The sequence below is a fragment of the Methanosarcina sp. MTP4 genome (assembly GCF_000970045.1).
GTDB lineage: Archaea > Halobacteriota > Methanosarcinia > Methanosarcinales > Methanosarcinaceae > MTP4.
Window position 1 is genome coordinate 561,928 of sequence record NZ_CP009505.1, and the last position, 19,891, is coordinate 581,818.

Sequence of the window (19,891 nt, forward strand, 5' to 3'; positions counted from 1 at the left end):
ATTTTGTTAGCATATTTTGTTAGCATATTTTGTTAGCATATTTTGTTAGCATATTTTGTTAGCATATTTTGTTAGCATATTTTGTTAGCATATTTTGTTAGCATATTTTGTTAGCATATTTTGTTAGCATATTTTGTTAGCATATTTTGTTAGCATATTTCAATATTTTTTCAAACTTACTCGAAAATCAAGGTTCAATCCTGAAAGGTGCCGCTTCATGCCCTCAAAAAGCCGAAAAGAAACCAAAAACCCCGGTTCCGATGAAGAATTCAAAATTCCTGACAACCGTCACAACTTCAACAAAATCTGGTCTATTCTCCGGGAAGAATACCCGGATGCAAAGCCAGCCCTTAACTACGGAAATCCCCTCGAACTCCTGGTAGCCACCGTCCTTTCAGCCCAGTGTACGGATGCGCAGGTCAACAGGGTGACCGAAGATTTGTTTAAAAAATACCGGACTGTGGAGGACTACGCAAATGCGGATCTCGGGGAACTCGAAGAAGATATCTATTCCACGGGCTTTTACAAGAACAAGGCAAAAAATATTATCGCGGCTGCCCGGCTTATTCTGGAATGCTATAACGGGGAAGTCCCGGATACCATGGAAGAGCTCGTAACCCTGCCCGGGGTCGGGCGTAAAACCGCAAATATCGTACTTTCAAGAGGGTTTGGGGTAATAGAAGGTATTGCGGTAGATACCCACGTAAAGAGGCTCTCAGGGCGGTTGGGCTTTACTAATAATTCCGATCCCGTAAAAATAGAACAGGACCTTATGGCCCTTACCCCAAAAAATGAATTCGATTCGCTTTCTATGACCCTGATCCTTCACGGAAGAAAAGTATGTACTGCCCGGAAACCGAAGTGCTCGGAGTGTGTAATTAATAACTTGTGTCCTTCAAGTCTTATATTCATGGACCGGTGACTTTTCCGGACAATTTTTCGGATAACTTTTTCCGGATTATTTCTCTAGGTAACTTTGTGCTGTCGTTGAATCATTTCTCTCCCGGGTTTTGCCCGGAAGAGATAATGATTTTTTTCTCTTGTTTTGGGGGGTTGTAGGTCCAATTTATCGCAAAATTTATCGCAAAATTAACGGTTTAGGAAGTTTCAGGCTTTTTTGTTGAACACTTTCCCGAATCCGAAACTTATGGCAAGGACCGCAAGGGTTCCAATGGCAATTGCTGCCACTTCCCCGCCTTTGCCCATGCCCTCAATTGCATAGTCCGGCATGGGTGAGCCAACTGCAGGTTCTGCTTCTTCAAGTTCGGACATCCTGACTTCTTCTACCACGCCTCCTGCTGCGCTTTCCAGCCCGTCCGGGTCCGAGGAGGCAAGGAAAGGGGCAAGGGCTGAGAGCAGCAGGGCGATTGCAATCCCTGCGTAGAGGAATTTCATGTTTGAATTCCCGCTCATGCCGTGGCCTCCATGTCAAGTCTTTCGTTTCCTGCGGCAAAACTGTCTTCCAGAAGATCAGGGCGGGATTTGGCTATTGCAGAGATTGCAACTGCAGTGATCAGTCCTTCCCCGATGAAGCCTATGATCAGGTGATAGGTGCCCATTGCCATGAGGCCCGGAACCAGGGGAAAGGTCCCTGCAAGCCACATCTGGACTGCGCAGGCTATTGCCGAGATAAAGAGCCCTACCCAGGCGCCTCCGAAGGCGGCAATGTTCACATTCATATTCTTGCGGAGCATGACGTACGTATAATATCCGACAAAACCGGAGATTACACCCATGTTCAGGATGTTTGCGCCCATAGTGGTAATTCCCCCGTCTGCAAAGGCGAAGCCCTGCACGAGCAGCACGAGGGTAAGGACCAGGACGCCTGCCCAGGGGCTGGCAAAGACGATAGCCACAAGGGTTGCCCCAACCATGTGCCCGCTTGTCCCCATCCCGACGGGAATGTTCATTGCCTGGATTGCAAAGATTCCTGCTGCAAGGGCAGCAAGAATCGGTACTTTCATCTCGTCAAGTTCATTTTTTGCCCACTTCATAGACATTATGATAAAAGGAAGAGCAATAATCCAGTAAACTATTGCCTGGCTTAAAGGTATGAATGAATCAGGTATGTGCAAATTCTTCCCTCCATTTTTTTATGTACCCATTTTCAGGTCTGCCCGTTTTTATCCCGTTATTTAATTTTATCAGTGTTATCTTCACAGCGTTACTTAACACTGTTAATGTAGATTCGTATTACATAAATATCTTTTGATATTACTTCTTTCGATGATTAGTTAATTTACTCATATCCTGTAAGCCTGCAGATGGGCTCGGTATTAATATTCGGATGTTTTTCCAGGCGATTCTCTGAAAAAAAGATTTGAATGAAGGGGTGCACCCATTATTTTCTTCCTGAGTTGGGGGCTTCCAGTTTCGGATCTCTAGTCAAATAAAAAAGTGGATGCTCAGGACACAGCCGAGGCTTACAAACAAAAAAATTCCATCTTTAAGCCCTATTTTCATCCTGTAATATGCCTTCTCATGCCCGCTCCCGTATCCCCTGCAGAGCATACTAATGTAGGTTTTTTCTCCCTGTTCGTAGGAGCGTATGAAAATTGAGCTTATGCTGTGCCCTACCTGTTCAAGAACCCATTTTCTGGGCACATCTTTGTTCCAGATGTCAAAGAGCCGGGTCTGCTGGGCAATTCTTATGCGTTTCAGGACGGCCCAGAAAAGGAAGAGGTAGCGCACCATCATGCTCAAAAGCAGGGTGAACTCCCGGGGGACGCCCAGCCTGTCGGCTGCAGTTACCATATCCCGCATCCGGGTGGTGGAGGAAAGCAGGATTACCGCTGTTACGCAGACCAGGAATTTCATGAGAAGGGTGGTCCCGAAAGCCAGCCCTTCGTAGGTGACACTGAGCCCGAAGGGTAGGTCCAGTGGATAAGGAGTGTAGCTTTCCACGAAAGAGTGCCTGATGAATGGCTGGAAGAGGGCTATTCCGAGTCCGAAAGGCAGTACGGCAAGGATTCGCAGCCCGAAGTACCTGAGGTCCAGCCCCGCAAGAAGGACAAGGAGTAGCAGATACGTTTCCACTGACAGGAGGCGCACTATGTTTTGTTCATGGATTCGGGGCAGGCTCACGACGTAAATGATCACTAAAAGTGTGAATATCAATTTTATCCGGGGGTCGAGCCGGTGCACGGGGCTGTTTTTGTATGACTCGCGCTCGATATCGGTAAGGCTTACCATTGAGTTATTCTCCATCCGGCATCTTTTTTCAGGTCTCTCTCAAACTTTCATCTCTCTCAAACTTTCATCTCTCTCAAACTTTCATCTCTCTCAAACTTTCATCTCTCTCAAACTTTCATCTCTCTCAAACTTTCATCTCTCTCAAACTTTCATCTTATTCCCATGCTTTTAATGTCCCGGTCTCATGATCCGCAAGATCTCGTTTTTGGCGGATTCGGCTGTGATCTGTATATTTGCATTGATTCCTTCCTGCCTCAACAGTTCGAAAACTTCGGCAACCCTGGGAAGTCTCAGATGGGCTTTCCCGAGGAGTTCGGGGTCGCTGAATATTTCTTCCGGGCTCCCGTCGGCTTCAAGTTTCCCGTGGTGGAGGACGAACACCCTTTCTGCGAAATAGGGCACCACGTCCACGTCGTGGGTGGAGAGTAGCAGGGTAATCCCGAGTTCCCGGTTCATTTTCATTATCAGGTCCAGGACTCGGGTGGAACTTAGGGGGTCGAGGCCGGCTGTCGGCTCGTCGAGCACGATTACTTCGGGGCGCATGGCAAGGACCCCGGCGATTGCAACCAGTTTCTTCTGCCCTCCGCTGAGGTGGTGCGGAGCCCTTTCTTCAAAGCCGCTGAGCCCCACCATTTCCAGGGCTTCTTTTACCCTTGCTTCCACCTCGGCTCTGGAAAGCCCCATGTTGATAGGCCCGAAAGCCACGTCTTCTTCCACGCTTGGGGCAAGTACCTGGTCGTCCGGGTCCTGGAAGACGATCCCAACGGTTTCCCGGCAGTCCCGGACATTCTTTTTGGTAAGCTTCTCTCCCTTTACCAGCACTTCCCCTGAGAGCGGTTTCAGGATCCCGTTAAGGTGCTTGAAGAGGGTGGACTTCCCTGCCCCATTGGCTCCCAGTACCGCGACCCTTTCCCCTCTGTATATCTTCAGGTTTATGTTGTCAAGGGCGTTTTCGGAAAGGTGAGGGTACCTGTGGCAGAGCTTTTTTATCTCGAGGACAGGAGTCCCGTCTCTTTTCTTGATTAAGTTATTCATGGGATCTTGTTTTTGCTTCATCGATAACTTCCTGTAAGTAGTGTCCCGTAAGTGCTGTCCCGTAAGTTGTGTGCCATTAGTGGTATATTATAAGCGGAATCCCGTAAGCTGGAACTCGCTGTTAACTTTTTGAAAAACAGTGTTAACACAAAAGAGGTTATTGTTTTTATTTATTATGGTTTGTGTTTTGTTGCTTTGTTTTTAAGAACTTGAAGGCGTTGACAGGCAATGACGGATAATTATACAAAGCTTCCATGCATTTTTTCTTTCAATGCAGCGGATCGTTCTCCATGTGGACATGGACTCTTTTTATGCCTCCATCGAGGAGCGGGAAAACCCCGAGCTCCGGGGAAAAGCTGTTGTGGTCTGTATGCTCTCGGGGAGAAGTGAGCTGAGCGGGTCGGTCAGCACCTGCAACTACATTGCCCGGGAGTCCGGGATCAGGTCCGGGATGCCCTGTTCAAGGGCAAAGAAACTGAACCCTGATGCGGTGTTTTTGCCGGTCAGGAAGGATTTTTACAAAGAGGTCTCGGACAATGTCATGGAAATTCTCCGGAGCTATGCGGATTCCGGGGAGAAAGGGGATGCCTTTGAGCAGATAAGCATTGACGAGGCGTTCCTGGAGGTTACGGAACGGGTCGGAGGAGACTTTGACAGGGCTTTCGAGCTCGGGGCGCGAATAAAAGCCGAGGTCCGGGAAAAAGAGAAGCTTACCTGTTCCGTGGGTGTCGGCCCGAACAAGCTTATTGCAAAGATGGCTTCTTCGGTGAAAAAACCCAACGGGATTACGATGGTGAAACCGGAAGGTGTTGTCGCTTTCCTTGGTCCGTTGAAACTTACGAAGCTCTGGGGACTCGGGGACGTAACCGCAGATAAACTCCAGGAAATGGGGGTTTCCACGGTAGGGGAACTTGCAGAGTATGACGTGATCGGGCTGATCTCGGTTTTCGGGAAGGTCAGGGGGACCTGGCTCAAGCAGTCTGCTTCAGGGCTTGACGATTCTCCCGTAAAGGAGCGGGAAGGTTCCGAGCAGATAGGAAGGATTGCAACTCTTTTCGAAGATACCCTGGATCCCGAGCTGATCTATCCGCTGGTGGACCGGCTTGCCGAGGATGTTATTGCAAAACTGGATGCAAGGGGACTGGCTTTCAGGGTCGTTACCATAACTGTGATAAATTCGAACTTCAGGACGCACACGAAGAGCCGGACCCTGAACCATCCCGTCTCGGAAAGAGCAATTCTCCTGGAGACCGCCCGGGAAATTCTCGACGCTTTCCTTTCGGAAAGTTCCATCGAACTCCGGCGTGTGGGGGTAAGGGTTGGGGGGCTTCAGAAAAAGAAGGGTCAGACCAGCCTTTTTGACTACGGTGCCTGATTTTTCAGGTTTCGTCCACAGGGTGCCTGATTTTTCAGGTTTTGTGCCCAAGGAGCCTGATTTTTCAGGTTTTGTCCTTCATGGGTCTTGAGCCTGGTAAAGTGCAGCTTAAAGGTCCTGAGGTTTACCTACCAAGAATTTTTGAAATTCTGACTCCCCCGGGGCAGGACTTTTTGTTTACCTTTTTTTGCCTATGGCAGGGTGGATATAAATTCATAAATTAATATTTCAATGCTGTTTATATATGCATCTGCAACGGTTACAAGTTGCGTTTTATATTTTATACTTCCTTTTTTATGTTAACCCCTGTGAAATATTTTTTCACAAAATTTATCACACAAGAAATCCAATATCTATATGGATTAATGATTAAAAATTGCGTCCATGACCTGAGTTTCCATTCCCATATTTTCAGATGTGGCTATTTTTACTGTAGATCCTATCTGCATGCGAATTTCCTGTAAAATGGCAAACTATAAGGATATTCGCTCAGGAATGGCAAAGAACGTATCAAGTGGTACAGGGAAGGACGGATTTGTTAGTAGACTGTTAGGAGAGGGAATAACATGCTGAGGAGACCGTTTACCATCCAGTTCCCGGAGAATCCGGACACGGGTTTTGCCTGGGACATAGCAACGAGCAACGGCCTTGAGGTTATGAGCGAAAGATACGTCTCCAACGGCGATGTAGCGTTGGAAGGCGGCTACCGCATATGGGAAATCCAGGTGATCTCCTCTGGAAGCCAGAAAATTACAGGAACATGTCGTAAAGGAAACCAGATTGTAAGCTGTTTTGAAATCAATATAGACGCCGAATGAAACCCCACAAAGGTTGCTCAATATTACTTTGAACCGGAACAGTTCCCTTTGCCGGATCAGTGACCCCTGATCGGAAAATAGCTTCAGGTGCCCGACCTGAAGCTGAATGCTCATTTTTACATTTTCCTGCTCTTTCACATTAAGCCTTAATTGCTGCTGTTTTTCTATTCCTTAGTTGGGATATGTTATCTTTTTCTTCATACTGATCAGCTTGCATGTGATCAACTTACATGAATTTTGCAAGTGGACAGACTTCAATGCAGTTTCCGCAGTGTGTGCAGGTGTCCTTGATCTCTGCCCTTCCGGCTTTCATTTTTATCGAACCGTGTTCGCAGTGCCCTACGCAGATCCCGCAGCCCTGGCAGAGAATTGCCCTTCTCACCGAGAGTTCCATCTTCCTCATCAGTTTTTTCACGAGTTTTTCGTTTTCACTTCTCCCGTTGACGTTTCCTGATGCAAATACCTGGGCTCTGGACTCTCCGGCTGCGACCGAAGCCGCACCTTCGATGTAAGATGCCTTTCCGACGGCATTTAGCATCCCGCTCTCTTTCAGGCTTTCGATGTCCACGGCCTGCCCGAAACTCCCGTCCGCAGAAATTCCTCCTACCTTGCAGGGCCTGTAACCCGTGGTGACTTCAAGGTGGAGTTCTTCGGGGGTAGCCTGTTTCGGGAGCAGTTTTATTCCTTTTTTCTCCGCAAGTTCCATGAGGACTTTGGGATACCGTTTATAACGCCATAAGCCGTACTTCACCCATTCCGGGGAGAGGCCCATGCGCTCAGCATAGGCGAGGAGATGAAAGTTTAGCTTCTCCGCAAGTTCGGGGTGGCTTTCCTCGAGCTGGAAAAAGTCGGCAAGGGATGATGAGGGGCAGAGCCAGCAGCCCATCCGGTCGTAGCCTTTCTCGTAAGCGGGATTGTAAGGGGCTTTTGTCCTGAAAAGGTAGAGCCAGATGTGCAGGGCGGTCCATTCCTGGATTGGGGTGGCTCCCACCTGGTTTCCTACCCAGGGGTTTTTCCAGACCTTCTTGCTCATGGCGCGGGCATGAGATTCGTATTGCCTCTGCCCGATGAAGCTCAGGCACCCATTTTCGTAATTCTCGTCGATAAGCCGAACTATGGGGCCCAGTTTGCAGATCTTGCAGCACCAGCGGGTGTCCATTGTCGGGGGGCCGAAAACCCCTATGGAGTCCCAGAACGCGTCCCCAGCACTGGTGATCTTGAGGGGTTTTCCGTAGTATGTGCCAACTTCCCGGACGTTTTCCAGGGTCTCCGGGAACTCAATCCCGGTATCGGCAAACAGGATTTCGTAATCTTCAAGGACTTCGTCAACAAGCTGGAGCACGGCAAGGCTGTCCTTCCCTCCGGAATAAGATACGCTGACTTTCTTGTCAATGCTTCCGGCAACGTTTCGGATGAATGTGTGGGATTCTTCTATCATTGCGTCCAGAAGCTTTTCATTTGCCCTTACTGCGTCGTCCCAGCTCTGTCCTCCGGCAGGGATCTTTGCCTCAGCCGGGGCTTCGCTCCAGCGCGGCTTCACGGCATTCCCGCGTTTTTCATCACGCATCTCCTGCCCTGCCATCCGGGCTCTTCCGCAGCAGATAACGTCTCCTGTGGGGGTAAGCACCACCACTTCATCGTCTTTCCGGATCCCGGGGTCCGCGTCCAGCACCCCCGGGGCAAGGACACTTGCTCCTTTTTCCAGGATGAAGGGTACCACTCCTTCGTCTATGATGACCCATTTCTTCAAATTTCCACTCAAACTTTCCGGGTCCCTTCCATGGAAAAGCCGCCTTGCCCCTTCGAGGCGGGGGAGGATGACCCATTCACAACTCTCTATTTCAAACCTGATGGAAGCCAGGACTTTCCCGTCCACTATGATTTCGTCCATCCGGTCATCGTAAGGAGCCTTGTTCAGAACCGTGAGGTGCCCCTCGGGGATCAGGGGGACGTTGAACTGTTTTTCAGAAATAGTATTTATGCGCTTGATATCATAATCAAAAGCCGGGCGGATGTCTCCGGGAGGGGTGACCTCGACTTTTTGAGTCTTTTTGCCGCACCCACACTTTTTTCCAAGCACGGGCACATTGCAGGCCTCGCACCAGTGCAGGAGCATTTTGCCAAGGTATGCTGGTCTGGACATGTCACGCTGATTGAGAGCAGTCCACCTTTAAAAGGCTTTGGCTTTAAGCCCGGATTTCCGGGGCTTGACATCCATAATTTTTCAGGCTCGGAATCCTTGATTTTTTTGAATCCTTGATTTTTTTGTTATTTCGATGTACTCACTGTTGCGTTATTCCCTTTCCTTGATACATACTATATATACAATAAAAATCAGAATTATAACATACAAGGGGGGATTTTATGGTAATCGTTAAGGAAATAGACCCGGTTGCATACGGCAAGATCCTTGCCATACTCTACGGGACAATGGGTTTAGTCTTCGGGCTTTTCACAACAGTCACCGCGTTTATGGGTTTTTCAATGCCCGATTCCCTGGGAATTTTTTCCCTGATTTTTGGGAAGTGGGCGATAGTCAGCCTGCCCGTTTTTTACGGGGTCTCGGGCTATTTCATAGGGCTTATCACCGGGGCACTGTATAATGCGGTCGTTGGTTCGAAAAAAGGCTTTCGTGTGGAAATCTTGCACTGACTTCCGGGTACTTCTGGCACACTGGAAACCTGAGTTCTCTTAAAAGGATAGATATTCCGGCGTTTCCGAATTCCTGGCCTTTCCATTTTTTTGTCGATTCCTAAAAGAATTTTGACAGGAGGGAGGAGCTGGAACTGCAATGTTCGGCAAAACTGCAGTGGTCGCAGAGTTTTCCTTCTTTCTTTTCGGGCATGAACCCGGCTTTTATTTTTTCCACGCGCCTGGTGATTTTCAGGACTTCCCTGCGGTCGGCACTGCGGACCGTTACCCTTCGGAGAAAGCCGAATGCCGCATACTCTACAAAGGCAAAGGGGACTTCTTTTTCTGATTCGTTTTCCAGTAAGAGGGTGAAAGCTGCCGCACGCAGCCTGTCCGAGGCCCATACGCCCTGAGTGGGGCAGTTCCCGGGCCTGATGATGGAGGGGACAAGGGTGTCTTCGAAACAGACCAGTTTTGAAGGTACGCCCTTCAGGTTCAGGCGGGCGGAGGAGAGTAAAGACTCGGTTTTCACGGGAGTGACTGCCGCAAGCAGGGGTTCTCTCCCGTATTCTTCCAGGGCCAGGAGAAGGTTGCTTGTAATTTCCTGAAGCCGGGCTCTTGCAGCTGCCGCAGCTTCTTCAAGCATCTCCTGCCCCGTTTCCTTGAGTTCCCCCGGAAACAAAAGTGGCAGGTCTTTTTGAGCTCTATCCAGGGAGGCATCGAGTTCATGGTAAAGGCTATCGGCATTTAACGAACACTTATTCAGAATTTCCGGATACGTCAGGGCAAGCTCTTTCAGGAGCATCCTTTCAATTCTTGAAGCATTCATTTCGGCAATAAGTTCAAAACCCCGGCTGGCAAAGTACACCCGTCTTGGGCAGCTAATATATAGTATGAGGTCAGAAACGCTCATTTCCGGACTTCGGGAATCTGCAGGCATTACATATTAATTTATGATGAATGTAATATAAATAATTGAAGGAAGATTTGACTGTAAACCGGATATGTCTTATAATCTCGAGCGGAGATTTTTTTGTAAATCAGGTACGGATAAATTCCCGACAATTGACGAAACCACATTCGTTAAATATATATGGGACTGTTTCATCATAGGGTATGTGAGTCATGACATCCAATGAATCATCAGAAAATCTTCGAAACCGCCTGGCGGAAAAAATGGCTGGAGAGATCACTCTTTCGGATAAGCCGGGAGAGTCACTGAAAAAGTGGAGGTTGAACTTTGAGATCTCTCAGACCGATATTGCAAATTACCTGAAGGTTTCCCCCTCCGTTATCAGCGACTATGAAAGCGGGAGAAGAAAGTCCCCCGGGACTCTTATCGTCCGGAAAATCGTGGAGTCCCTGATCGAGATTGATTTAGAGCGGGGCGGAAAGAAGATCCATGCTTACGAAACAATGCTAAGTTCTGAAAACAGCTCGAAAGCTATTTACTCTACATACGAATACACTATCCCCATACAGCTTGCAAAATTGGTTAACCTGATCGAAGCTGAAGTGGTCTATAAAGGATCTGAGAGGCCTCTTTACGGTTTCTCCGTGATCGACAGCCAGCGTGCAATCCTGGAACTCTCTTCCCACGAGTTCCAGAAACTCTATGGCTGGAGTACGGACCGGGCTATGATCTTTACCAAGGTGACAACCGGGAAATCTCCCATGGTAGCTATCCGGGTCACCAATCTCAAACCCGGGGCAGTTGTGCTCCAGGGGCTTCGAAAAGAAGAGGTCGAGCCTGTTGCCGTTAAGATGGCAGAGGTCGACCGCATCCCTGTTCTTGCAACTACCATGGACCTTGACCAGATCATCCAGACACTTAAAAAATACAGTAAGTACCACGTGAAGGAATGACCTTCTCCGGTAACTTTATTCCCTGAATTTTTTCCAAAAACAGGTGAGAATATGACCATTGGAATCGTATCATACGGTGCATACGTCCCGAGATACCGTATAAAAATCGAGGAAATCGCCCGGCTCTGGGGCGATGACGCAGAGGCCCTGAAAAAAGGACTCATGGTATATGAAAAATCCGTTCCTGATGTTGATGAAGACGCAGCTACCATTGCAGTTGAGGCTGCAAGGTCTGCGGTGGCAAGGAGCGAAATTGACCCCTCAAGAATCGGGGCTGTTTATACGGGTTCTGAAAGCCACCCCTATGCTGTAAAACCCACCAGCACGATTGTCGCTCAGGCTATCGGGGCAACCCCGGTAATGACTGCGGCAGACTTTGAGTTTGCCTGCAAGGCAGGGACTGCGGCAGTCCAGGCCTGCATGGGGCTTGTGAGTTCCGGGATGATCGATCTTGGCCTGGCAATCGGGGCTGACGTTTCCCAGGGAGCCCCCAGTGACGCGCTCGAATACACTGCAGCTGCAGGCGGAGTTGCCTGCATTATCGGAAGCAAAGAATCCGAAATTGCTGCTATCATTGAAGATACTTACTCTTTTACAACTGACACCCCTGACTTCTGGAGAAGGGAGGGAATGCCCTATCCGGAACACGGAGGACGCTTTACGGGAGATCCCGGCTATTTCAGGCATGTTACAAACGGGGCCAGAGGGCTTATGGAAAAGATGGGGACAAAGCCCGAAGATTACGATTATGTGGTTTTCCATCAGCCAAACGGGAAGTTTCCGACCAGAGCTGCAAAGATGCTCGGTTTTAGCAGAGCCCAGATTGAGCCCGGGCTTGTGGTCCCGAAGATCGGAAATACCTATTCCGGTTCCTGCCTTATGGGCATTGCGGCAACCCTGGACCAGGCAAAACCCGGGGACCGGATCTTTGCGACGGCTTTCGGGTCCGGGGCAGGGTCCGATGCCTTCAGCATAACGGTCACCGACAAAATCGAAGAGATCCGGAACAGGGCGCCGACGGTTTCCGAACTTATCAAGGACCCTATATACATTGACTATGCACGATATGCCAAGCACAAAGGCAAGATACGCCTGGCCTGAAAACGGGGTGAGTATATGAGAGACGTAGCAATTATCGGAGTAAAGAACACGAAGTTCGGGGAACTCTGGGAACGTTCCCTGAGGGATATCGTGGTAGAAGCCGGTATCGGTGCAATTGAAGATGCAGGTGTGGGCGGAAAGGACATTAACGCCCTTTATGTAGGTAACATGAGTGGAGGCCGTTTTGTCGATCAGGAGCACATCGGGGCCCTGATCGCGGACTATTCAGGACTTTCCAGGAACCTGCACGTCCCTGCCACGAGGGTTGAAGCTGCCTGTGCTTCCGGAGGGCTTGCTCTTCGCCAGGCGATTATGACCGTCGCTTCCGGTTACGGCGACATCGTGGTTGCGGCAGGAGCCGAAAAGATGACGGATGTCGGGTCCGAAGAAGCTTCCTCAGCCCTTGCAGCAGCAGCTGACCGGGAATGGGAAGGCATGGCAGGAGCAACTTTCCCGGGACTCTATTCAATGATCGCAAAGCTGCACATGCACAGGTACGGGACTACAAGCGAACAGCTCGCCGAAGTTGCGGTGAAAAATCACAGGAACGGCTGCCTGAACCCCATTGCCCAGTACAGGAACGAAATCACGGTCGACCAGGTCCTGAACTCTATAATGGTAGCAGACCCCCTGCACATCTTTGACTGTTCCCCCATTACGGACGGAGCTGCGGCCCTTGTACTGGCTCCGGCTGAAGTAGCCCACGAGTACACCGACACTCCCATTTACATCAAGGCCACAGCCCAGGCAAGCGATACCATTGCGCTTCACGACCGCAGGGACATAACAACCCTGGACGCGTCGGTGATGGCTGCAAAGCGGGCTTATGAGATGGCAAAGCTGGGCCCCGGAGACATTGACCTTGTGGAAGTGCACGACTGTTTCACAATTGCTGAAATCTGCGCCGTGGAAGACCTCGGTTTCACAGAGAAAGGCAAAGGGGGAATCTTTACCGAAGAAGGTGAAACCGCAATTGGAGGCCGGATCCCTGTCAATACCTCAGGCGGTCTGAAAGCCTGCGGACATCCTGTTGGAGCCACCGGTATCAAGCAGGCTGTGGAAATCGTAACCCAGCTGCGCGGTGAAGCCGGAAAACGTCAGGTAGAAGGTGCAGAGTACGGGATGGCCCACAATGTCGGAGGGTCAGGAGCAACAGCAGTAGTACACATATTTTCGAGGGAGAGGTGATATTCAATGTCAGTACCCAGATTCTGGAGAAATCTTGATAGCCGGTACAACCTTGAAGGCACTCACTGCACGGAGTGCGGTGAATACTTCTATCCGCCCCGCAAGACCTGCGTGAACTGCAGGCGTCTTGGGCAGATCGAGCCTTACAGGTTCAAGGGCACAGGTGAAATCGTTACTTATACGGTTATCCGCACCGCTGCCGAAGGCTTTGAAGAGCAGGCTCCGTACGCCCTTGCCATCATCAAACTGGATGAGGGCCCGAGCCTCACCGCCCAGGTGGTCGGCTCCCCCGAAAAGGTGCACATCGGGATGCGTGTTAGTTCCGTCTTCCGGAAACTTGGCGAAGGCGGCGACCGGGGCATGATCTACTACGGGACCAAATTCATCCCTGCTGATGCGTGACCCTGTCAGATTTCGGTTCCGGGTTTCTGTGGATTGAATCCGGTAACTGATCTAACATTGGGGGTCGAATCCCAGGGCCGACCTAACATTGTGGACTAACTATTGTGGACTAACTATTGTGGACTAACTATTGTGGACTAACTATTGTGGACTAACTATTGTGGACTAACTATTGTGGACTAACTATTGTGGACTAACTATTGTGGACTAACTATTGTGGATAGTTTAACATAGTGGATTGAATCATGTAACTTTAAATCTCGTGAAGAATTGAACACAGTGGATTGAACTGGGGATATCGAGAAAACATGATTGAAGTGGAAATCAAGGCAAAAGCGGATCTCTCAAAGGTCCGCCTCATCCTTGAAAATATAAGGGCAGTAAAAATAAGGGTTGAGGATCAGTCCGATACCTATTTCGCTGCTCCATACCGGGATTTTGCAAAAACCGACGAGGCACTGAGGATCCGGAACCTGGACGGAAGGGCTGTGTTGACCTATAAGGGGCCTAAATTGGACAGTGTCTCTAAAACCCGGAAAGAGTTTGAAACTGTTGTGGACGAAAAAAACACCACCGAAATCCTCCATGCCCTGGGTTTTTCGGAAGCAGGGGCTGTTAGGAAAAGTCGGGAAGTCTTCAGGGCCGGGGACATTACCGTTTGCCTTGATTCCGTCGAAGGTCTCGGGGAATTTCTTGAAGTGGAAATTGTTGTCGAGGAAGAGCAGGAACCTGGCCCGATCAGGCTTAAGCTTTTTGAGTTTTTAAAGCAGTTTGGGATAAGTGAGGAGGACTCAATCCGTACTTCCTATCTTGAAATGGTGCTTGAAAAACTGAACACCTGAATTTACTTTCTTTTTCTTTTTGGAAAAGCTAAAATAGCTTAATTTTTCAATGGGCAGTTATTATCAATGCCCATTTTTTTATAAATGTCTTAACGATTATATAAATGTATCTATCTATTCTATCTAAATATGATTTTCATGTGTTAAAAATGACTTTCAGATCAGGGGATGAATAATTGTGACTGCAAGCGGGGTTTTTAGGGACAAAAAGGCTATCTCTCCTGTTGTCGGGGTTGTTATGGTTACTTTACTAACCATTATTCTTGCAGCTGTGGTCGGGACCAGTTCTCTCACAGGGATTTTGCAGGGCTACTCTACAAACCTCGGTATAGGCAGGATTGACGGAGGCAACCTTGAAGGAGATACAATAACAATCAGCCACAATGGAGGAGAACCCTTCACCTTCAAAGAAAATACAAAAGTGCTTCTCAATGTCGAAGGGAATAACCTTGAGCTCAATATTTCCCATTTGTACGGAAGCACCCTCAATGCGGGTGAAACGGTAGACCTTCACCTTTCTCCTGCAAACCCGGAAGATACAGGCAAAATCGATAATATTAAACCAGGGGATAAAATCTTCCTGATGGTCATTGACGGGGATCAGAAACTTGTGATTTTAAGGCAGGAAGTTGTGGTCTGAGTACTTTACGTTGTAATGTATAAGGGGCAAAAAATACCAACCAGAGGTTAAACATACCAACCAGGAGTAAACATACTAACTTCTATATTTTTTTAGCACTCGATCTTAAAAGTTATATATCCTGAACCACCTATACTATTTGAAAACAATTTTAGTATGTGGAACAAGTTGTTTTTATATCGGAAAAGTGGGTTTATGTTTGCAAAAATGGTTTTTATGTGGGGTGAAAGTAACGGCAACAGGCATTCTTAAAGATAATAAAGCTATCTCTCCTCTTGTTGGGGTTGCCCTGGTTACTTTATTAACTATTATCTTTGCAACTGTAATTAGTTCCAGTTCTCTTACAGGGATTTTGCAGGGTTATTCCACAAATATTGGAATGGGTAGGCTTGACGGGGGCGATCTTGAAGGAGATACAATAACCCTGAGCCACAATGGAGGGGAGCCCTTCACTTTCCAGGACAACACAAAGGTACTTATCGAGGTCGAAGGGGAGAGCATTGAACTTAATATTACCGGTTTATATGGTACAACCATCAGAGCAGGCGACACGGTGAATGTGTGTCTGACTCCTCTGGAACCTGAAAACACGGGCAAAATAGATTCGATTAATTCAGGGGATACCATCTTCCTGAAGGTCGTTGACGGAGACCAGAAGCTTGTGATATTAAGGCAGGAAATTATTGTATGATGATTTTAAATTCTGGGATGGATATCGAAAACTTCCTTTAATGCCTTGAATCGAAGTACTCGTGAATAACAAAATATTCGTGAATAACAAAATATTCGTGAATAACAAAATATTCGTGAATAAAAAAATTAATACTTCTGATTCGCTGGAATCAGAAGCTTTTTTCAATAATCTTCCGGCAATTCCGGATTCTTACCCTGGATTCTTATTCTTACCTTATCCTTGAGCCGGGTTTGAGCTCCTTATCCGGCATAAGGGCCGCGACAATTTCCCCACCGTCGTCGGCTGCGAGCATCATGCCGTTGGACTTGACTCCGCAGAGTTTGGTGGGTTTCAGGTTGGCAAGCACGATTATGTTCTTTCCTACCAGTTCCTCGGGATCGTAGTAGGGGGCCATGCCTGCGACGATCTGTCTGGGTTCGGGCTCACCGATATCCACTTCGATCCGCAGGAGTTTCTTTGACTTCTTTATTTTTTCGACCACAAGGACTTTTCCTACCCTGATGTCGAGCTTTGCAAAGTCGTCGTACTCGATCTGGGGGAGGTTTTCTTCCTCTTCTCCCTCTTCTTCGGGCTTTGCCTCAGCCTTTTCTTCTGTTGCCGGGGGTTTGCCTTCGGATTTGGCTACTTCCTTTTCTTCTTTACCTTCCTTTGGACCGGTCTGCTTTGCAATGGCAATCCTGACCCTCTCACTGGAGATTTCTTCCATTTCCCCTATCTTGTCGTCTTCGAGCTTGGTAAAGAGGATCTTCGGTTTTGCAAATCCGCTGCCAGCCTTCAGGGGTACGAGGGCATCTGAATACTGTGCCTCGTGCACGTCTCCTTCCAGGCCGAGGCCTTTCCAGGCATTTTCCATGCTTCCCGGGAGTACGGGCTCGAAGAGCAGGGTAAGGGCCTTTCCAAGCTGGAGGCAGTTGTAGAGCACCTGCCCGCAGGCTTCCTTATCTTCTTTGATAAGTTTCCAGGGCTCGTGGGATTGGAAGTATATGTTCCCGAATGATGCCAGGGCCATAGCGGTGTCCACTGCTTTCTTGAACTCGTACTCTTCCATGGCGGCGTTGACCTCGTTGATCGCAGTTTCGATCTTTTCCTTAACTTCCGGCTCGATCTCCCCTTCAGGGATTTTCCCGTAGTTCTTGAAGGCAAAGAGCATTGTCCTGTACAGGAAGTTTCCGAGTACGGCCACGAGCTCGGTGTTGATTTTTTCCTGGAGCACGCGCCAGGAGAAGTTCAGTTCCTTGGTATGGGAAGTGTAGCTTGCCAGGTAGTAGCGCAGGATATCCGGGTGGAAGCCGTGGTCCAGGTAGTCTTCCCCGACCCAGACCACATAGCCCCTGGTCTTGGAGAAGGTCTTGTCCTCGATCTTGACCATGCCTGAGGCCACAACGTCCGTAGGTACGGAGTAGTCGGCACCTTTGAGCATGGCAGGCCAGAAGATGCAGTGGTGGTAGGTGATGTCTCCTCCTATGAAATGGATTATCTCCCCGTCACCTTTCCAGTACTTCTCCCAGGAATCGTTGGCCTGGGCAGCCCATTCTTCCGTGAAGGCCATGTACCCTATGGGTGCGTCAACCCAGACATAGACCACCAGGTCGTCGTGGCCGGGGAACTTAACCCCCCATTCCAGGTTTCGCGTGATGCACCAGTCTTCCAGGCCCTGCTTTACCCAACCAAGCGCGTAGTTCCTGGCGTTGGTGGTGCCTCCTAGCTCGTTTGAAAGGTAGTTCATCAGGTAGTCACTGAATTCGGAAAGCTTGAAGAAGAAGTGCTCCTGCTTGCGGTACTCGGCAGGCCCTCCGCAGATGGTACAGACAGGGCTTTTGAGTTCTCCGGGTTCCAGGTGCTTTCCGCAGCCCTGATCGCATTCGTCCCCACGTGCGGTTTCCCCACAGTGGGGGCAGGTCCCTTCCACATAGCGGTCAGGGAGGAAACGGTCGCACTTCGGGCAGTAGGCAATTTCGATAGTCTTTGGGTAGACGTAGTCCTTTTCTATCAGCTTGTTGACTATTTCCAGGGTTCTGTTATGGTTTTCAGGGTCGTCAGTGGTCCCGAAGGCGTCAAAGTTAACCCCCAGCTGCTTGAAGGTCTCGTCAAAATGTTTGTGGTATGTTTCTACAAGTTCCCCGGGAGTGATCCCGAGCTGCTCGGCGTTAACGACAATGGGAGTGCCGTGTGTGTCCGAACCGCAGACGAAGGTAACGTCCCTCCCCTCCTTCTTGAGGGCGCGGACAAAGATATCTGCGGGTACGTAAGTCCGAAGGTGGCCTACATGGGCCTTTCCGTTGGCGTAGGGCAGGCCGCAGGTAACAAGTACGGGTTTATCGGATGATTTTGACATTCTAATCTCCATGTATTATTTTACGGATATATCCCTCTTGGACGTCTGCAATTCTAAAATATATTTCGCTTATTGCAGGTTTAAAGGGAAGCTTTTTGAAGGGATAGTTTATAGTTTTATGTGTAAAAAGACGATTTCGGTGCTTTTGGCCGGGATGTGGAATCCTTTCAGACCTGTTTTAAGACGGGTATAATGCCAGGAAAATTAATTTATCGGCATGGTCCTATGAATTTTTTATTAAATTCTTCGGAGGAAAGGTTCCCTGAACTTATATTTCCGATGTATTACCCTCGATTACCCTCGATTACCCTCGATTAGTATCTTCGATGTATTACCCTCGACTTAGCATCTTTGATGTATTACCTTCGACGTAGTATCTTCGATCTATTATCCGGAAGTGGTTTCAAAAGGGGTCTCGGAAAGTAATATTAATAATGAATGCCGAAAAGAACTCCTATTCGGATGTCCTGGTGACAGAGGGTTTTATTCCCGATTTCCGCCCTTTCCGTTTTGCTTCCGGAAAAATTCTCATTTCCTTAAGTCAGGGGCTTGAATACGTAATTGATTCGTAATCCAAAATCGATTCTTAATTCCAAATAGGTTAATATTGATGTTTAGCGACGCGAGAGTTAAATCATGGATTCAAACACCTCTTCTTCCCCGGTACCTGAAAAAAAGAAACGCAACCACATATCTTACGTGGTCGTGGTAATCGCCCTGCTTCTGGTCATAGGGGTAAGTATGATGGCAATTTTTTACGGCTTTGGCTTTGAAGGGGACTTGGGTACCTCGGATAAGGTGGCCGTAATTTATGTCCAGGGCACCATGCTTACCGGAAACATCCCTTCCGGGCTTGGGTATGCAACCTCCGAAGAAATTTCTGAAAATATCCAGCGGGCTGTGGAAGATGAACAGGTCAGTGCCATAGTGCTCCGGGTCAACAGCCCCGGGGGGTCACCCGCAGCTGCCCAGGAAGTTGTAGGCGAGATCCAGAAGGCCCAGGAAGAAGGCGTCCCTGTGGTGATCTCTATGGGAGATATGGCTGCCAGTGCTGCTTACTACATCTCGGCTCCGGCGGACTACATTATTGCAAATCCTTCCACAAGCACCGGGTCGATCGGGGTGATCTGGATCTTCCAGAACATGTCTGCTTTCTATGAGGAAGAGGGAGTTGAGTTTTACATCTCAAAGTCCGGGGAACTGAAAGACATGGGCGGCTCCTGGCGCGGACTCACTGATGAGGAAAAAGAACACGCTGACAGGGTGGTTCTCGAAAGCTATGAAGACTTCGTGGCCCAGATTGCCGAAGGACGGAACATGACGCGGGGTGATGTAAAGGCCATTGCCGACGGGCGCATATATACGGGGAAAACGGCTAAGGAACTCGGACTTGTAGACGAAATGGGAAACCTTTACGACGCCATTGATAAGGCTGCCGAACTTGGAGGCATCGAAGGGGAACCGAGGGTCGTGTATATGAACAGAGCAACCCTCTCAAGACTGCTCCTGGGCTCGGAATCGTCGAGTTCCGATGCTTCGAGTTCCGATGCAGTCCGGCAGTTTGTTAGTTATTATGAAGAAAGCCCCTACGGGAAAATCCAGGCATGAAGTGTTAAAAAGATCTGGAACTATAGTCCTGGACGTAAATATTTACACTTTATACTATAACCACGGAAGACACCGAAAACACGGAAGGATTGTGCTCCCATATCCTTTATTCCGTGTTTTCTGTGGTTAAAATTTCACTTGAGATTGGTGAAGGAATTTGGGTC

At 48.7% G+C, this 19,891-nt stretch carries 19 protein-coding genes; 12 read left to right on the plus strand and 7 right to left on the minus strand.

Translation table 11 applies throughout. The features are described from left to right. Positions 1 to 217: 217 nt before the first annotated feature. Positions 218 to 922, plus strand: coding sequence for an endonuclease III (nth, locus tag MSMTP_RS02505; protein WP_048177596.1), 705 nt, complete (start codon positions 218 to 220; stop codon positions 920 to 922). A gap of 185 nt (positions 923 to 1,107) precedes the next feature. On the opposite strand, the gene MSMTP_RS02510 is transcribed toward nth, so the two are convergent. The 4 genes from MSMTP_RS02510 to MSMTP_RS02525 form a co-directional block, all read right to left on the minus strand. Further along, complete coding sequence (locus tag MSMTP_RS02510) at positions 1,108 to 1,413, minus strand: PDGLE domain-containing protein (protein ID WP_048177598.1); 306 nt, start codon at positions 1,411 to 1,413, stop codon at positions 1,108 to 1,110. Beyond that, the gene (cbiM, locus tag MSMTP_RS02515; protein WP_048177600.1) at positions 1,410 to 2,075 is read right to left on the minus strand and encodes a cobalt transporter CbiM; all 666 of its coding nucleotides are present in this window, start codon (positions 2,073 to 2,075) and stop codon (positions 1,410 to 1,412) included. Before cbiM ends, MSMTP_RS02510 begins: the two co-directional genes overlap by 4 nt. Positions 2,076 to 2,385: 310 nt before the next feature. Further along, positions 2,386 to 3,192: a cobalt ECF transporter T component CbiQ gene (gene cbiQ, locus MSMTP_RS02520; protein WP_048177602.1), complete on the minus strand. Its 807-nt coding sequence runs from the start codon at positions 3,190 to 3,192 to the stop codon at positions 2,386 to 2,388. 168 nt (positions 3,193 to 3,360) lie between these two features. Then, positions 3,361 to 4,248 carry an energy-coupling factor ABC transporter ATP-binding protein gene (locus MSMTP_RS02525; RefSeq protein WP_082090467.1) on the minus strand — a complete coding sequence of 296 codons (888 nt, stop codon included), beginning with the start codon at positions 4,246 to 4,248 and terminating at the stop codon, positions 3,361 to 3,363. Positions 4,249 to 4,498: 250 nt separating this feature from the next. Here MSMTP_RS02525 and dinB point away from each other — a divergent pair, with 250 nt between their 5' ends. Together dinB and MSMTP_RS02535 are read left to right on the plus strand one after the other, a co-directional pair. Beyond that, positions 4,499 to 5,602, plus strand: a complete 1,104-nt coding sequence (gene dinB / locus MSMTP_RS02530; protein ID WP_048177604.1) for a DNA polymerase IV — start codon at positions 4,499 to 4,501, stop codon at positions 5,600 to 5,602. A gap of 566 nt (positions 5,603 to 6,168) precedes the next feature. Further along, positions 6,169 to 6,420, plus strand: coding sequence for a protease inhibitor I42 family protein (locus tag MSMTP_RS02535; RefSeq protein WP_048177606.1), 252 nt, complete (start codon positions 6,169 to 6,171; stop codon positions 6,418 to 6,420). 226 nt (positions 6,421 to 6,646) lie between these two features. Here the strand turns inward: MSMTP_RS02535 and MSMTP_RS02540 are convergent, their stop codons facing one another. Continuing rightward, on the minus strand, positions 6,647 to 8,563 hold the full coding sequence (locus tag MSMTP_RS02540; RefSeq protein WP_048177607.1) for a phosphoadenosine phosphosulfate reductase family protein: 1,917 nt from the start codon (positions 8,561 to 8,563) through the stop codon (positions 6,647 to 6,649). 221 nt (positions 8,564 to 8,784) lie between these two features. On the opposite strand from MSMTP_RS02540, the gene MSMTP_RS02545 reads away from it, so the two are divergent. After that, positions 8,785 to 9,072 (plus strand): hypothetical protein, encoded by a 288-nt coding sequence (locus MSMTP_RS02545; protein WP_048177609.1) that lies wholly within the window; start codon positions 8,785 to 8,787, stop codon positions 9,070 to 9,072. A gap of 100 nt (positions 9,073 to 9,172) precedes the next feature. Here the strand turns inward: MSMTP_RS02545 and MSMTP_RS02550 are convergent, their stop codons facing one another. After that, entirely contained in the window at positions 9,173 to 9,964 is a 792-nt protein-coding gene (locus MSMTP_RS02550; RefSeq protein WP_231582896.1) for a Dna2/Cas4 domain-containing protein, read from the minus strand. Between the two features lie 212 nt (positions 9,965 to 10,176). Between MSMTP_RS02550 and MSMTP_RS02555 the strand changes: the two genes are divergently transcribed. From MSMTP_RS02555 to MSMTP_RS18305, 7 genes are all read left to right on the plus strand, one after another. Beyond that, a complete protein-coding gene (locus MSMTP_RS02555; RefSeq protein ID WP_048177613.1) occupies positions 10,177 to 10,917 on the plus strand; it encodes a helix-turn-helix domain-containing protein in 741 nt (246 codons plus the stop codon). A 51-nt stretch (positions 10,918 to 10,968) separates the two neighbouring features. Beyond that, positions 10,969 to 12,018 (plus strand): hydroxymethylglutaryl-CoA synthase, encoded by a 1,050-nt coding sequence (locus tag MSMTP_RS02560; protein ID WP_048177615.1) that lies wholly within the window; start codon positions 10,969 to 10,971, stop codon positions 12,016 to 12,018. Between the two features lie 15 nt (positions 12,019 to 12,033). Beyond that, positions 12,034 to 13,206, plus strand: a complete 1,173-nt coding sequence (locus MSMTP_RS02565) for a thiolase domain-containing protein (protein WP_048177617.1) — start codon at positions 12,034 to 12,036, stop codon at positions 13,204 to 13,206. 6 nt (positions 13,207 to 13,212) lie between these two features. After that, complete coding sequence (locus tag MSMTP_RS02570) at positions 13,213 to 13,608, plus strand: Zn-ribbon domain-containing OB-fold protein (protein WP_048177620.1); 396 nt, start codon at positions 13,213 to 13,215, stop codon at positions 13,606 to 13,608. Between the two features lie 308 nt (positions 13,609 to 13,916). Next, positions 13,917 to 14,450 (plus strand): class IV adenylate cyclase, encoded by a 534-nt coding sequence (gene cyaB, locus MSMTP_RS02575; RefSeq protein ID WP_048177621.1) that lies wholly within the window; start codon positions 13,917 to 13,919, stop codon positions 14,448 to 14,450. 178 nt (positions 14,451 to 14,628) lie between these two features. Then, positions 14,629 to 15,090, plus strand: coding sequence for a type IV pilin (locus MSMTP_RS02580; protein WP_048177622.1), 462 nt, complete (start codon positions 14,629 to 14,631; stop codon positions 15,088 to 15,090). A 223-nt stretch (positions 15,091 to 15,313) separates the two neighbouring features. Further along, positions 15,314 to 15,781: a type IV pilin gene (locus MSMTP_RS18305; RefSeq protein ID WP_197076125.1), complete on the plus strand. Its 468-nt coding sequence runs from the start codon at positions 15,314 to 15,316 to the stop codon at positions 15,779 to 15,781. Positions 15,782 to 15,992: 211 nt separating this feature from the next. Here the strand turns inward: MSMTP_RS18305 and metG are convergent, their stop codons facing one another. Beyond that, on the minus strand, positions 15,993 to 18,119 hold the full coding sequence (gene metG, locus MSMTP_RS02590) for a methionine--tRNA ligase (RefSeq protein WP_048177625.1): 2,127 nt from the start codon (positions 18,117 to 18,119) through the stop codon (positions 15,993 to 15,995). Positions 18,120 to 18,755: 636 nt separating this feature from the next. Between metG and sppA the strand changes: the two genes are divergently transcribed. Beyond that, positions 18,756 to 19,727: a signal peptide peptidase SppA gene (gene sppA, locus MSMTP_RS02595; RefSeq protein WP_082090469.1), complete on the plus strand. Its 972-nt coding sequence runs from the start codon at positions 18,756 to 18,758 to the stop codon at positions 19,725 to 19,727. The last annotated feature ends 164 nt before the right edge of the window (positions 19,728 to 19,891 follow it).